Below are 14,835 nucleotides of genomic sequence, written 5' to 3' on the forward strand. Positions count from 1 at the left end.
CTGGCAGTCACTGGAGGGGCAGTTCGATGGGCGACTGCAGCGGTTGCGAGGCCTGCTCACGCATTTGTGCCTCGATCGCTTCGGCCTCGGCGCGCTTCTTCGCGTCGGCTGTCTGTTGCAGTTGATCGAGCTGTGCCGGGGTGATGTTGCGCAGGCGCATGCTCAGCTGCTGCAGAAGCTCGCGGCGCATTTCTCGGCGCAGCTGGCTCGCTTCCTGATCCGAGCTGATCAGGTTGCTGCTGTCATGAACGTAGACCTTGGACACCTCGACCTGATCCTCCAGCAGCACAGTGCTTTGAGGGCCTCGGATCTGGTAGTCGAGTATCTGGGTCAGTTCGTATTCGGCGGTGCGCGCTGCGGTGGTATAGCTGGCCGTGCGCTGGCGGCTCTGCTCGCGCACCAGGTCGAGTGTGTAGCGTGCATCAGGGGTGACCCTGACGCCGCTGTTCTGGAGCAGCTCTTCGAGCGCCTGCACGGTTTCGCCATAGCTGTCACGAGCCTGCAGGCTGAGCTCCTGGAGGGCAAAGCTGGTGGTGCCGGTTCCGCGGAGCTGGAAGCCGCAGGCGCTCAGCAGCAGGGCCAGGCCGACCACTGCCAGATTGCGTTTGATCATGTTGTATCCCCTTGCCAGCTTGGCGCCCGCGCCAAGACGAATCAGTTAGCGACGATGTTGACCAGCTTGCCCGGCACCACGATGACCTTGCGAATCGTCAGGCCCTCGGTGAAACGCACCACGTTTTCATTGGCCCGCGCGCTGGCTTCGACGTCTTCGCGAGAGGCGCTGGCCGGTACTTCGATCTGTCCGCGCAGCTTGCCGTTGACCTGCACCACCAGGGTCAGGTTGTCCTGCACCAGAGCCGCTTCGTCGACCGTCGGCCAGCATGCATCGATGATGGCGTCGGCATGGCCGAGGTTCTGCCAGAGCTGGTGGCAGATGTGTGGTGTGATCGGTGCCAGCAGCAGGGCGACGGTTTCCAGGCCTTCGTGCATCAGCGCGCGATCCTGCTCGCTGCTGGTGGCGGCCTTTTCCAGCACGTTCATCAGGGTCATGACCTGGGCGATGGCGGTGTTGAACTTGTGGTGCTGCCCGACATCCTGGCTGGCCTGCTTGATTGCCAGATGGATGGCGCGGCGCACGGCCTTCTGCGTATCGTCGAGGCTGGCGACATCAGGCTTGCCAACAGTGCCGGCGCTGACATGGGCGTGGGCCAGGCGCCACACGCGACGCAGGAAGCGGCTCGCACCTTCGACGCCGGAGTCAGACCATTCCAGGCTCATGTCCGGCGGCGAGGCGAACATCATGAACAGGCGGCAGGTGTCGGCGCCGTAGGTGTCGATCATCGCTTGCGGGTCGACGCCGTTGTTCTTCGACTTGGACATCTTCTCGGTGCCGCCGATTTCCACCGGCAGACCGTCGCTGGCCAGCTTGGCGCCAATGACCTTGGCCTTGGCATCGCGCTCGACGATGACGTCGGCCGGGTTGAACCAGTCCTTGCCGCCGTTTTCCAGGGTGCGGTAGTAGGTGTCGGCAATCACCATGCCCTGGGTGAGCAGATTCTTGAACGGCTCGTTGGAGCTGACCAGGCCTTCATCGCGCATCAATTTGTGGAAGAAACGCGCATAAAGCAGGTGCAGGATCGCGTGTTCGATACCACCGATGTACTGGTCAACCGGCAACCAGTGGTTGGCCGCGGCTGGGTCGACCATCCCCTGATCGTAATGGGGTGAGGCGTAGCGGGCGAAGTACCAGGACGACTCGACAAAGGTGTCCATGGTGTCGGTTTCGCGCTTGGCAGGGGCGCCGCATTTCGGGCAGCTGCACTCGTAGAATTCCGGCATCCTGGCCAGCGGCGAGCCGGCGCCATCCGGCACTACGTCTTCGGGCAGCACCACCGGCAGCTGGTCTTCCGGCACCGGCACGTCACCGCAGCTTTCACAGTGGATGATCGGGATCGGGCAGCCCCAGTAGCGCTGGCGGCTGATGCCCCAGTCGCGCAGGCGGAACTGGGTACGCGCCTGGCCGAGGCCTTTGCGCTGCAACGCGACTTCCATGGCATCGAAGGCGCCGTTGAAGTCCAGCCCGTCGAAATCGCCAGAGTTGATCAGCTCGCCGTGTTCGCCATAGGCATCGTTCCAGGGCGCGGGAGTCTGGTCACCGGCACTGGTACGCACCACCGGCTTGATCGGCAGGCTGTACTTGGTTGCAAAGGCAAAGTCTCGCTCGTCGTGGGCCGGCACGGCCATCACAGCGCCTTCGCCATAATTCATCAGCACGTAGTTGGCGACCCATACCGGCAGCAGCTCGCCAGTGAGTGGGTGCTGTACCTTCAGAGCCGTGGCAAGGCCTTTCTTTTCCTGGGTTGCGATATCGGCTTCTGCGACGCCGCCGCGTTTGCACTCGTCAATGAACGCCTGCAATTCGGGGTTGTTCTGGGCTGCGAGGGTGGCAAGCGGATGTTCGGCCGCCACGGCGACATAAGTGGCGCCCATCAGGGTATCGGGGCGGGTGGTGAACACCTTCATCACGCCTTCGCTGCCGATACTGGCGACGTCGTACGGGAAGCTGATCTCCATCCCGCGCGACTTGCCGATCCAGTTGCGCTGCATGGTCTTGACCTGTTCCGGCCAGCCATCCAGCTCGTCGAGACTCTCCAGGAGCTCATCGGCGTAGGCCGTGATCTTGAAGTAGTACATGGGGATTTCGCGCTTTTCGATTAGCGCGCCGGAACGCCAGCCGCGGCCGTCGATGACCTGCTCGTTGGCCAGTACGGTCTGGTCGACGGGGTCCCAGTTGACGGTGCCGTTCTTGCGGTAGATCACGCCCTTTTCATACAGGCGGGTGAACAGCCACTGTTCCCAACGGTAGTAGTCGGGTTTGCAGGTGGTGACTTCACGCGTCCAGTCGACGGCCAGGCCCAGGCTCTTCAGCTGGGTGCGCATATAGTCGATGTTTTCGTAGGTCCACTTGGCCGGCGCGACCTTGTTTTTCATCGCCGCGTTTTCAGCCGGCATGCCGAACGCGTCCCAGCCCATGGGCTGCAGCACGTTCTTGCCCTGCATACGCTGGTAGCGGGCGATCACGTCGCCAATGGTGTAGTTGCGCACGTGGCCCATGTGCAGCTTGCCGCTGGGGTAGGGAAACATAGACAGGCAATAGAAGGTGTCCTTGCCTGGCTGTTCGCTTACTTCAAAGGATTTCTGCGCGTCCCAGTGGGACTGCGCGGCGGCTTCGATTTCGCGGGGCTGATACTGTTCGTGCATGGCTACTGGCGTTGGAATGGGGGCTGGCTGCTCGCCTGGCGGCTCGGGCTAGGGTGTTGCTGGTCGGGACCTGCAATACCGCGGCGCAACGGGCCGGAAACGAACGCATGGAAGCGCCGTAGCATACATGACCCCCCGCGACCGAGGGAAACCTGATTTGCCGGTGGAGCACGGCCCCGTTGGTCGCAGCCCTCGTCGTCCTCCTGGTCTGAGCTACGCTTGTACAGGGGGCGGGACGAACGAAGAGGTGAAACATGGGCAAAGAACAGCAGGCAGACGAGGGCAACCTGTACGGGCGGGTGCTGCAGCGGCTGACCGTGGCGCTGGAAGAGGCGGAGCGGAGCGCGGGAGGCAAGCCCGGTGGTGCGACCGAGCTGGAAGTGGGCGGGCTGACGCCGGCTGAGTTCGATCTGATCCGTGCCTATCTGCAACAGGATTCGCAATGGCTGTCCGGCTGGCACGCGGCGGCCGAGGAGCAGGCCCAGTTGGACCGCCAGGCAGCGCGACCGGCATTGCGCAACGTGCTGCGGCATCATTCCGGCAAGCGCTGCAAGCAGAGTCCGCCGGCGCTGCAGCAATCCATGACCTGCGCCCTCTGTGGTGCAGCTGCGCACTGGCCGGAAGGTGCCGGCGTGGTCGCCTGCTCAGCATGCGGCTCGCAGCTGCTCCGCGCGAGACAGCGGTTGCATACCTACCCAAAGCATTGACGGCATCCGCGCTGCCGACAAGCGGACGCCTTGGCAGGTAAAGTGGCAGCGACCGACTTCCGGAGCTGCATATGCCGATTCGCTACTTATTCAAACAATTGCTGCTACCGCCAGGCGGCCTGCTCCTGCTGCTGCTGGCTGCCTGGTGGCTGCGGCGACGCGCGCCACGGCTGGCGGCGCTCTGCTTCGTACTGGGGTTTGGCGGGCTGTGGCTGATGAGCCTGCCAGTGACTGTGGAACGGGCGGCGCGGATGATCGAAAGCGAAGTGGCGCTGGATCGATCGCAGTGGCGTGACCTCGGCCAGCGGGCGCAGGCGATCGTGGTGCTTGGTGCTGGACGTGAACAGTCCGATCCTGCGTGGGGGGCAGATCAGCCCAGTCATATCGCGCTCGAACGGCTGCGCTATGCCTCCCGCTTGGCGGAGGCCTCGGGCTTGCCAATCCTCGCCAGTGGAGGGCTGCATTACGGCGAGCCACCGAGCGAAGCGCTGCTGGCTGCCGAGGCGCTGCAGCGCGATTTCGCCACTGAGACCCGATGGCTGGAGGAGCGTAGCCGCACTACCTGGGAGAACGCGTTGTACAGCGCTGAAATCCTGAAGAAGGCCGGCATCGAACGGATCGTACTGGTGACCTCGGCCTCGCACATGCCCAGGTCACGATGGTGCTTCGAAGAGGTAGGCCTGGAGGTGATCGCAGCGCCCGTGGGGTTCGTCGGCGTGCCCAATGGGCGACCTTTCGGGGGGTGGCTGCCGGAGTCGAAAGCCGTCTGGCAGAACGGCATGCTGCTCAACGAGGCGGTCGGCATGCTGGTCTATCCATGGGTGTATGGGGGGGAAGCTTGAAGCCTGAAGCTTGAACCTCAAGCGGCTCTGCTCCTGTGGTAGCGGTCTGATCGCGATTGGCGGTGGGCAGGGCTCATCGCGGTAGCCCGATCGCAGCCAAAGCCCCTCGACAAGGCCCGCTACGCTATCGCCCAGCCTCCAGCCTCCAGCCTCCAGTTTAAGGCTTCCCCTTGCCCCGCCTGACCACACCCACCACCAGCAGCAACCCGCAGAGCCCGATCAAAGGCCAGGAGCGCCAACGCAGGTAGGGCGTCAGCCCTTGCATGGGGGTGACCTCACCATAGAGCACGGTTTCCTCGAACGCCGGGATCCGTTCGGTGATCTGACCGTGTGGGTCGATCAATACCGTAACGCCGTTGTTGGTCGCACGGATCATCCAGCGACCGGCCTCCAGCGCTCGCATCTGCGCCATTTGCAGGTGCTGCAACGGGCCGATGGAGTGCCCGAACCAGGCGTCGTTGCTGACGGTGAGCAGGATGTCGCTCTGCGCGGCGAGACTGGCGGCAAATTCCGGGTACACGACCTCGTAGCAGATGAATGGCGCGATCTGGTAACCCTTGGCCTGCAGCAGCGCCTGTTCCGGCGTGCCGCGGGCGAAGTCAGACATGGGCAGGTCAAAGAAGGCGATCAGGCCACGTAAGATGTCCTGCAGTGGCACGTACTCGCCGAAGGGAACCAGTTTCTGCTTCAGGTAGGTGCCCCTGGCATCGCCAGCGGTGGTCAGGCCGTTGTAATAACGCAGCTCACCCTCGGCGTTGGGCTGGCGCACGGGCACGCCGGTGATCAGCGCCGACTGACGGTCCTGGGCGAAACGGCTCATCATCGTCAGATAGCCTTCAGCATGTTCCTTGAGGATCGGCACGGCGGTTTCGGGCCAGACGATCAGATCGGCCGGCCGGCTACGGAAGGTCATGTCGCGGTAGAGCAGCAGCTGCATCTCCAGCTTCTTCGGGTCCCACTTGATGCTCTGGGCGACATTGCCCTGCATCGCAGCCACCGTGAGGGGTTCGGCCTTGGCGGTGGTCCAGGCGTGACGGCCCAGACCCAGTGCGCCCCCCCAGACGGCAATCATCAGCACCAGCGCGCCGACCAGCGCCGTCCGTTGACGGAACAGTTTTGGCAACTCGACCAGCAGGGTTGCAGTCAGCGCCAGCATGAAGGTAAGCAGCCAGACGCCACCAAGCGGTGCGAGCCCGGCCAGCGGGCCCTCCAGCTGGCTATAACCGGCATACAGCCAGGGGAAACCGGTCAGCACCCAGCCACGCAGCGCATCCATGGCGAGCCACAGCGCGGAGAAAAGCAGTGCGTTGAGCAGAGGCGCTGCTTCCTGCCGAAGCCAGCGGCTCCAGACCCAGCCCAGCAAGGCAGGGAACAGGGCCAGGCCGGCCACGAAGCCAAGGGTCAGCACGCCGGCCAGGATCGGCGGTGCCGCGCCGAAATCATGAATGCTGACGTACACCCAGCTGACGCCCGAGGCGAACAGGCCGAAACCGTAGCACCAGCCACGTCCGGCTGCCTGTTTCGGCGCCAGATCACCCAGGCCGAGATAGATCAGGCCGATCGACAGCAGGGCCAGCGGCCAGATATCGAACGGGGCAAGCGACAGGGTGGTCAGGGCGCCGGCAACGAGCGCCAGCAGGTTGCCCGGCCAGCCGGGGCGGGTGATCCAGCGCATGGGGTTTCCTTGGAAATCGCCGCCGGTACGGTGTCCGGCGGCGGGAATACGGAGCGCAAGAGTCTACCGAAGGTTTCGGCGTGCCGGCAGAGCCTAGCGACTTTCCGTTTGGGTACGGGTCAGGCGCAGCATGTGGACGCGGCGACTGTCGGCGTTCAGTACACGGAAGCGGAAACCGTCTATTTCGGTGACCTCGTTCCGCTTGGGCAGGTGCCCGAAGGTACTCATGACCAGCCCGGCTACGGTGTCGAATTCTTCGTCGGGAAACTCGCTGCCGAAGAATTCGTTGAAACTGTCGATCGGTGTCAGCGCCTTTACCAGGAAGTCGCCGCTGGGCAGTGGGCGGATATAGCTGTCTTCCTCGATGTCATGCTCGTCCTCGATATCGCCGACGATCTGTTCGAGTACGTCTTCGATGGTCACCAGCCCGGCAACACCGCCGTATTCGTCAATGACGATGGCCATGTGGCTGTGATTGGCCCGGAATTCTCGCAACAGCACGTTCAAACGCTTGGACTCGGGCACGAAGGTGGCGGGGCGCAGCAGATCCTTGATATCGAAGTTCTGCTGGTCGTCCTGCAGGATCAGCGGCAGCAGATCCTTGGCCAGCAACACGCCGATCACCTCGTCGAGGCTGTCGCCCACTACCGGATAGCGCGAATGCGCGGCGGAGATGATCGCCGGCAGGAAGTCCTTTGGCGGCTGGTCGGCGCGGATGCTCATCACCTGCGAGCGCGGCACCATGATGTCGCGCACCTGCAGGTCGGCGACCTGGATGGCGCCCTCGACAATCGCCAGGGCTTCATTGTCGAGCAGTTTGTTCTGGTGGGCGCCGCGCAGTACATCAAGCAGCTCCTCACGATTTTTCGGCTCATGGGCAAAAGCCTGGGTGATTTTTCCTAACCACGACTTCTGCCCGTTGCTCGATCGGTCTTCACTCATGTCTTTGACTCAATGGTCCTTGCTGTGCCCTTGGGGCTATTCGCCGGCATACGGGTCGGGGTGACCCAGTTCAGCCAGCAGTTGACGTTCGAGGCTTTCCATTTCTTCGGCCTCCTCGTCGTCGATGTGATCGTAGCCAAGCAGGTGCAGGCAGCCATGGATCACCAGGTGGGCCCAGTGCGCCTGCAGCGCCTTACCCTGCTCGACCGCCTCGCGCTCGACCACCGGTACGCAAATCACCAGGTCGCCCAGCAACGGGATGTCGAGCAATTCCTCAGGTACATCAGCCGGGAAGGACAGCACGTTGGTGGCGTAATCCTTCTGCCGCCAGGTGCGATTCAGCTCGCGACCTTCGTCTTCGTCAACCAGGCGGATGGTCAGCTCGGAATCGCCCTGGCGCTGCCTTAACGCCAGCTCGCACCAGCGGCGCAGATCAGCTTCATCCGGAACGGCACCGCCAGTTGCGTTTTGCAGGTCGAGTTCAATCACCGCGGTTGTCCTGCGATGAACGATTACCTTGGCCCTGGTTGCCTTCGAAGGCCTCGTACGCCTCGACGATGCGTTGCACCAATGGGTGACGCACTACGTCCTTCGGCTTGAAGTGCGTGAAACTGATGCCATTGACCTCCCTGAGCACTTCGATCACATGAGCGAGGCCGCTCTTGGTGCCTCGTGGCAGGTCCACCTGGGTGATGTCACCGGTGATGACCGCCGTTGAGCCAAAGCCGATGCGGGTGAGGAACATCTTCATCTGCTCGAGTGTGGTGTTCTGGCTCTCATCGAGGATGATGAAACTGTTGTTCAGGGTCCGGCCGCGCATGTAGGCCAGCGGCGCAATCTCGATGACCTGCTTCTCGATCAGCCGGGCGACCTGTTCAAACCCAAGCATCTCGTACAGGGCGTCATACAGCGGGCGCAGGTAGGGATCGATCTTCTGGGCCAGGTCGCCGGGCAGGAAGCCGAGCTTTTCGCCGGCCTCGACCGCCGGGCGCACCAGCAGGATGCGGCGAATCTGCTCGCGTTCCAGTGCGTCCACCGCACAGGCGACGGCCAGGTAGGTTTTGCCGGTACCGGCCGGGCCGATGCCGAAGTTGATGTCGTTGTCGAGGATCGACTGCACGTAGCGCTGCTGGTTGACGCCGCGCGGGCGGATATTGCCCTTGCGGGTACGCAGCGAAATGTTCGGCGTGGTGGAGGAATTGTTCAGCTCCTCCATGGCCGATTCCTGCAGGAACAGATGAACCGTGTCAGGTGAGAGCTCGCTGCTCTTTGTTTCGCGGTACAGGCGTCGCAGGAGATGCTCGGCAGCCTGGGCCACGTCGGACGGGCCGACCAGCTCGAACTGGTTCCCGCGGTTGCGGATTTCCAGATCCAGCCGTTGCTCGATGAGGCGCAAGTGCTCGTCGAACTGGCCGCAAAGATTGGCGAAGCGGTTGGCTTCAAAGGGTTCGAGGGTGAAACGGTGATGTTCTGTAGGGGCGTTCAAGGGCTTTTAGTTGACCTGCTTTGCATGAAGATGTGGTGAGGATAGCGCCGTGAGATGAAAAAAGCAGCGGCGCGCCGGTGCTTGAGACCCCGGGCAAAAGCACGGCTGGGGCTTCCAGCGATCAGCCGTGGTGATGCTTTGTTCAGCTTGCGACCTGCTCCAGCAGCGTTCCACGCAACGAGTGCGGCAGCGCATCGTCAATGTGCACATCCACAAACTGGCCAATCAGTCTCGGGTTGTTGCATCTGAAATTGACGATCCGGTTGTGCTCGGTGCGGCCCTGAAGCATGCCGGGGTCTTTCTTAGAGTAGTCCGTGACGAGAATGCGCTGGCGGGTGCCCACCATCCGTCGGCTGTTCTCGAAGCCTTGCTGGTTGATTCGTTGCTGGAGAACCGACAAGCGCTGTTTTTTCACCTCGTCCGGCGTTTCGTCGACCAGATCCGCAGCTGGTGTTCCGGGCCGCGAGCTGTAAACGAACGAGTAGGAGAAATCGAAGCCGATGTCCTCGATGAGTTTCATGGTCTGCTCGAAATCCTTGTCGGTTTCGCCAGGAAACCCAACGATGAAGTCCGAGCTGATCAGGATGTCGGGCACTGCGGCCTTGAGCTTGCGGATGCGCGACTTGTATTCAAGGGCCGTGTGATTTCGCTTCATGCCGGCCAATACGCGATCGGAGCCTGACTGTACTGGCAGGTGCAGGTATCTCACCAGCTCAGGTACTTCGGCATGGGCCTGGATCAAGGCGTCGGAAAACTCCAGCGGATGGCTGGTGGTGTAGCGGATACGGTCGATGCCATCGACTGCCGCGACCACGCGGATCAGCTCTGCCAGGTCTGCCGTGCGGCCGTCGTGGGTCGCGCCGCGGTAACCGTTTACGTTCTGCCCCAGAAGCGTGACTTCGCGAACGCCGTTCTCGGCCAGGTGAATGACCTCGGCCAGCACGTCGTCAAAGGGGCGGCTGACTTCTTCACCGCGGGTGTAGGGCACTACGCAGAACGTGCAGTACTTGCTGCAGCCTTCCATGACCGAGACGAAGGCGGTCGGCCCGTCGACACGCGGTTCGGGCAGGCGGTCAAACTTTTCGATCTCGGGGAAGGAAATGTCCACCTGCGGCTTTTTCGTGCTGCGCGCCGCATCGATCATTTCGGGCAGACGGTGCAGGGTCTGCGGGCCGAACACCACGTCGACGTAGGGCGCGCGGTCACGGATCGCCGCGCCTTCCTGGCTCGCCACGCAGCCCCCGACACCGATGACCAACTGTGGGTTGTCCAGCTTCAGCTCACGCCAGCGGCCCAATTGCGAAAAGACCTTTTCCTGGGCTTTTTCACGAATCGAACAGGTATTTAGCAGGATCACGTCGGCTTCCGCCGGATTCTCGGTGATCTCGAGAGGCTGCTGCTCGCCCAGCAGATCCACCATGCGCGAGCTGTCGTACTCGTTCATCTGGCAGCCATGGGTTTCGATATAGAGCTTGCGGGTCATGTCTCGGGCCGGCGTTGTGCAAAAAATGACCGGCGATTATATGCGGACGACGACCGCGTTTAAAGCATGCTGCGCAGGGGCACGGGTCTCAGGGAGACCGGACTGGGAAAGTCGCACCTCCCCTCACCGATCACGGCGAGAAGGGCTTGCCTTCGCCGGCGGTTTGCAGGTCCATCAGGTAATCACGAAAGATCTGCCCAAGCACTTGCGTGGCGATCTCCAGTTCGTCGCGCTGCATCTGTGCCGAAACGCGATCAGCGGTGTCCAGCGCGTCTTCTTCGCCGTTTACCGCTGACATTTTCAACACGACGTAGGCCTGCACATTGTTGGCCGGTACTCCCTCGCCGCGAAAGAACATGATGCCCAGTCGATGCTGAGCCAGTGCATGGCCGTGAAGCGAGGCCTGCTCGAACCATTGCAGAGCCTTGGCCAGGTCGCGAGGCGTGCGGCGGCCGTCGTAATAGTACTCGCCGAGTTCGTACGCGGCCTGCAGATCGCCTTCGCTGGCCGCCTGCTCGCAAGCGCGCAGCGCTTCGCGCATCGCCTCGGGGACCGTATTGAGTGCGCAGCGGGAGGTTGCTGGAATCAGCAGCGAGTTACCACCTGCCATGGTCAGCAGGGGCAAAAGAAGCAGCAGGCAGCCAAGGGTTAGGCTGCGGCCGGTGCAGGTCATGAATCAATGCGCCTCGAAGATCAGGGCGGTGACTGAAAGTCCGGCAGGAACGAGCCGACCGTCACATTATGGATAAGCCGCTGCCTGCTTACAAAGGCTTTAACGGCAAGTGCCGGTCTTTTTATGGCGACGACGGGCTCTCCTCGCGCAGGTTGCCTGGGAGGTGGAGCAGCAGCCAGGCAATGATCGGGATCGCGCATGCCAGCCACAACTGCTGATATGCCGCCAGAGAACTGGCATCTGTCAGTAGCCCATCCCAGGGCAGCAGCGCCGCCAACAGCGTGCCACCGGCCAGGCCGGCGGCTGCTTGCCGCGATGCCGGCCATTGCAGCAGGCCGGCGTAGACCACCAGCAGCGCACTGAGCAGGCCCAGGGAAAGCGCGTACGGCGCGCTCCAGCCCAGCTGACGGGCCAGCTCGAAGAAGGCACACAACCCGATCACGACGCGTCCCCAGGTCGGGCGGCTCCAAATCCAGCGGCGCGAGAGCGTCAGGGCAACCACACCGACGAGCGGCACGCCGAGCAGCAGGGTCGCTTGCTGCAGCCAGCGCTCCGCTTCGAGTGTATCCGCGCCCAGCGCCAGGCGTGCTGTTGCGCATGCACCCGTCCCGGCGGCCAGGCTGAATGCAAGCAAGGCCGAGAACAGGGCGGGCTGGTCCGGTTCGCCATAGCCCTGCCGAGCCATGCCGATCCAGATGGCGCTGGCCGACGCCGTCAGCATCAGCAGCACGGCTTGCAGTAGCTCAACGCCCATGTTCATTGCAACTGGGAGAAGGCGCGCTCGGCAGCATCAAGGGTGATCTGCAGCTCCCTGTCGCCATGAGCGATGGAGGTGAAACCGGCTTCAAAGGCGCTGGGCGCCAGGTAGACGCCACCTTCTAGCATCAGATGGAAGAACCGTTTGAAGCGCTCGGCGTCGCTGGCCATCACATCGTTGAACGTGACGATGTCGTCCGCCTCGCTGAAGTACAGGCCAAACATGCCGCCGACCTGGGTGGTGACGAATGGAATGCCGGCCGCCACGGCGCGCGCTTTCAGGCCGTCCAGCATGCGGGTGGTGTAGCTGGTGAGTTCATCGTGGAAACCGGGGCGGTTGATCAATCGCAGCGTGGTCAGTCCCGCCGCCATGGCCAGTGGGTTTCCGGAAAGGGTGCCCGCCTGGTAGACCGGGCCCAGCGGGGCGATGCGTTCCATGATGGCGCGCTTGCCGCCAAAGCAGCCGACCGGCATGCCGCCGCCGATGATCTTGCCGAAGGTGGTCAGATCCGGGGTGACGCCATAGTGGGCCTGGGCGCCGCCGAGGGCGACGCGGAAGCCGGTCATCACCTCATCGAATATCAGCACGACGCCATGCTTGTCGCACTGCTCGCGCAATCCCTGCAGATAGCCAGGCGCGGGCGGTACGCAATTCATGTTGCCGGCGACCGGTTCGACGATGATGCACGCCACTTCGTTGCCGACTTCGCTCAGCATCTGCTCGACAGCGGCCAGATCGTTGAACGGCAGGGTCAGGGTGTGCCGGGCAAACGCCGCCGGCACGCCAGCCGAGCTGGGTACGCCCTGGGTCAGTGCGCCGGATCCCGCCTTGACCAGCAGGCTGTCGGAGTGTCCGTGATAGCAGCCCTCGAACTTGATGATGCTGTCGCGGCCGGTGTAGCCACGGGCCAGACGGATCGCACTCATGGTCGCCTCGGTTCCGGAGCTGACCATGCGCATCATTTCCATGGATGGCACCAGGCTGCAGACCAGCTCGGCCATCTCGGTTTCCATGGCCGTCGGAGCGCCATAGGAAAGGCCATGTTGCAACTGGTTGCGCACCGCGTCGAGCACTTCGGGATGGCTGTGGCCAAGGATCATAGGACCCCAGGAGCCGACATAATCGACGTAGCGCTTGTCGTCCTCATCGGTGACGTAGGCGCCTTCGGCATGTTTGAAGAACAGGGGCGTTCCGCCAACACTGCGGAACGCGCGTACCGGCGAGTTCACGCCGCCCGGGATTCGGTTTTGAGCACTGGCGAAGAGGGTTTCGGAACGGGACATAGAGGCCTCTCGATACGTGGAAACGGGTTGGAACGGCTATATGGCCTTGCCGCGGTCATCGACCGGGAAACAGCTCGCTGAAGGCATGCGCGCGGCGTTCGACTTCGCTGGCCGAATCGGCTGAAAACAGGGCATGCACAACGGCGACCAGGCTGGCGCCCTGAGTGATCAGGCGGGCGGCGTTGTCCAGCGTCACGCCGCCGATCGCCGTGATCGGCACGCTGAACCGCTGGCGCGCTTCTGCCAGCAGCTCCAGCGTGGCCGCTGGCGCGCCGGGTTTGGTGTTCGAATCGAAAAACCGGCCAAAGGCGATGTAGCTGGCCCCCTCGCGGATCGCCTGTTCGGCCAGGTCCAGGCGGGCATGGCAAGTCGCGCCGATGATGGCTTTTCGGCCGAGCAGGGCCCGGGCTACCGAAAGCGAGCCGTCGTCCTGGCCGAGGTGCAGCCCGACATTCAGGCGCGCCGCAAGCTCGGCATCGTCGTTGATGATCAGCTGGGCGCCATAACGGTCACAGAGCTCGCGCAACGCCTCTGCTTCACGCAGGCGGCGTCGGTCATCATCGGACTTGTCACGGTATTGCAGCAGTCGGGCGCCGCCCTTGAGAGCCGCCTCGACGTAGGGCAGCAGACGACCATCGGCCAGCAGCTTGCTGTCTGTGATGGCATACAGGCCGCGCAGCTTGGTGTCTTTCATGTGCAGCGCTCCACTCAGGCCAGGTCCAGCGGCAGTCGACGGGGAATGTACTGGCCTCGCCCGGGTGCTTCGGCATCACGCAGGGTGCGCCAGGTGTAATCCAGTGCGGATTTCACCGCACTGGCCAGGTCTTCACCGAGCGCGAGGCGCCCGGACAAGGCGCTGGCCAGGGTGCAGCCGGAGCCGTGATAGCTGCCTGGTAGACGCTGGCAGCTGAAGTCGTACCGGCTGCCGTCTCGGCAATAGAGGCGGTTGTGCACCTCGGTTTCGTCGCCATGGCCGCCGGTGATCAGCAGGTTGCGGATGAAGGGCAGCAGTTTCTCGGCGCACTCGTCAGCGGTGCCATGTGGCAGCTCGGCGAGAATCCGTGCTTCGGGCAGATTCGGCGTGGCGATGGTGGACACCGGGAACAGTCGCTCGCGCATGGCGTAGCCGACTTCATCCTTGCCCAGCGCACCGCCACCTCCGGCGCGCAGCACCGGGTCGCAGACCAGCGGCACGCCGGGCAGTTTTTGCATGATGTGCAGCACGGTTTCGACCATTTCCACCGAGCCGAGCATGCCCAGTTTGACTGCGGCAACCGGCAGGTCGGCGATCACGGCGTTGGCCTGGGCCAGAACCCAGTCACGATCGAGCACGCGAAAGTCGGCTACGTCGACGGTGTCCTGTACGGTCAGCGCCGTGACCGCTGGCGCGGCATGGCAGCTCTGGGCGAGCAGCGCTTCGATGTCGGCCTGCAGGCCAGCGCCACCGCTTGGGTCGTGGCCGGAAAGGCAGAGGACGACAGGGCGGGAGCAGGGGCCGGACATTCGATTGAGGTTCCCGATTCATGGTGTGGAGGCGTCGGTCTGGGCTAGGCGCGACCGGAATTCATGGCGTGCGAGCTTATCACCAATCCTCCTGGGCGGCTCGTGCGGGTGCCGCCAGGTGGCTTGTTATGGCTCCGACCGTTCGGCAGGATGGGCATGATCTGGTCCCGACGCCGCTAGCGTCATGCTAAAGTGCCACCACTTTGATCCAGCTGCGTGACTT

The 14,835-nt window shown here is 63.2% G+C and carries 14 protein-coding genes; 2 read left to right on the forward strand and 12 right to left on the reverse strand.

The window, feature by feature from the left end; translation table 11 throughout:
* Positions 1-7: 7 nt before the first annotated feature.
* Together AC4LFW_RS21660 and leuS are read right to left on the reverse strand one after the other, a co-directional pair.
* The gene (locus AC4LFW_RS21660) at positions 8-613 is read right to left on the reverse strand and encodes an LPS-assembly lipoprotein LptE (protein ID WP_491822036.1); all 606 of its coding nucleotides are present in this window, start codon (positions 611-613) and stop codon (positions 8-10) included.
* 41 nt (positions 614-654) lie between these two features.
* Positions 655-3,261: a leucine--tRNA ligase gene (gene leuS / locus AC4LFW_RS21665; RefSeq protein WP_491822038.1), complete on the reverse strand. Its 2,607-nt coding sequence runs from the start codon at positions 3,259-3,261 to the stop codon at positions 655-657.
* A 254-nt stretch (positions 3,262-3,515) separates the two neighbouring features.
* On the opposite strand from leuS, the gene AC4LFW_RS21670 reads away from it, so the two are divergent.
* Positions 3,516-3,968, forward strand: coding sequence for a hypothetical protein (locus AC4LFW_RS21670; protein WP_491822040.1), 453 nt, complete (start codon positions 3,516-3,518; stop codon positions 3,966-3,968).
* Between the two features lie 71 nt (positions 3,969-4,039).
* Complete coding sequence (locus AC4LFW_RS21675; protein ID WP_491822042.1) at positions 4,040-4,810, forward strand: YdcF family protein; 771 nt, start codon at positions 4,040-4,042, stop codon at positions 4,808-4,810.
* Positions 4,811-4,967: 157 nt separating this feature from the next.
* On the opposite strand, the gene lnt is transcribed toward AC4LFW_RS21675, so the two are convergent.
* The 10 genes from lnt to AC4LFW_RS21725 all read right to left on the reverse strand — a co-directional run bounded on the left by lnt (position 4,968) and on the right by AC4LFW_RS21725 (position 14,612).
* Positions 4,968-6,485, reverse strand: coding sequence for an apolipoprotein N-acyltransferase (lnt, locus tag AC4LFW_RS21680; RefSeq protein WP_491822044.1), 1,518 nt, complete (start codon positions 6,483-6,485; stop codon positions 4,968-4,970).
* Positions 6,486-6,578: 93 nt separating this feature from the next.
* Entirely contained in the window at positions 6,579-7,427 is an 849-nt protein-coding gene (locus AC4LFW_RS21685; protein WP_491822046.1) for a CorC family transporter, read from the reverse strand.
* Between the two features lie 36 nt (positions 7,428-7,463).
* Positions 7,464-7,916 carry an rRNA maturation RNase YbeY gene (gene ybeY, locus AC4LFW_RS21690; protein WP_491822048.1) on the reverse strand — a complete coding sequence of 151 codons (453 nt, stop codon included), beginning with the start codon at positions 7,914-7,916 and terminating at the stop codon, positions 7,464-7,466.
* A complete protein-coding gene (locus tag AC4LFW_RS21695; RefSeq protein ID WP_491822050.1) occupies positions 7,909-8,913 on the reverse strand; it encodes a PhoH family protein in 1,005 nt (334 codons plus the stop codon). The genes ybeY and AC4LFW_RS21695 overlap by 8 nt, the downstream gene beginning before the upstream one ends.
* A gap of 142 nt (positions 8,914-9,055) precedes the next feature.
* Entirely contained in the window at positions 9,056-10,396 is a 1,341-nt protein-coding gene (miaB, locus tag AC4LFW_RS21700) for a tRNA (N6-isopentenyl adenosine(37)-C2)-methylthiotransferase MiaB (RefSeq protein ID WP_491822052.1), read from the reverse strand.
* 130 nt (positions 10,397-10,526) lie between these two features.
* On the reverse strand, positions 10,527-11,069 hold the full coding sequence (locus tag AC4LFW_RS21705) for a tetratricopeptide repeat protein (RefSeq protein WP_491822054.1): 543 nt from the start codon (positions 11,067-11,069) through the stop codon (positions 10,527-10,529).
* A 121-nt stretch (positions 11,070-11,190) separates the two neighbouring features.
* The gene (locus AC4LFW_RS21710) at positions 11,191-11,829 is read right to left on the reverse strand and encodes a hypothetical protein (protein ID WP_491822056.1); all 639 of its coding nucleotides are present in this window, start codon (positions 11,827-11,829) and stop codon (positions 11,191-11,193) included.
* Entirely contained in the window at positions 11,826-13,109 is a 1,284-nt protein-coding gene (hemL, locus tag AC4LFW_RS21715) for a glutamate-1-semialdehyde 2,1-aminomutase (RefSeq protein ID WP_491822058.1), read from the reverse strand. The genes AC4LFW_RS21710 and hemL overlap by 4 nt, the downstream gene beginning before the upstream one ends.
* A 55-nt stretch (positions 13,110-13,164) precedes the next feature.
* Positions 13,165-13,803, reverse strand: coding sequence for a thiamine phosphate synthase (gene thiE / locus AC4LFW_RS21720; protein WP_491822060.1), 639 nt, complete (start codon positions 13,801-13,803; stop codon positions 13,165-13,167).
* Between the two features lie 14 nt (positions 13,804-13,817).
* On the reverse strand, positions 13,818-14,612 hold the full coding sequence (locus AC4LFW_RS21725; protein ID WP_491822062.1) for a hydroxymethylpyrimidine/phosphomethylpyrimidine kinase: 795 nt from the start codon (positions 14,610-14,612) through the stop codon (positions 13,818-13,820).
* Positions 14,613-14,835: the final 223 nt, after the last annotated feature.

This window comes from Stutzerimonas sp. C6.4V (assembly GCF_058536345.1).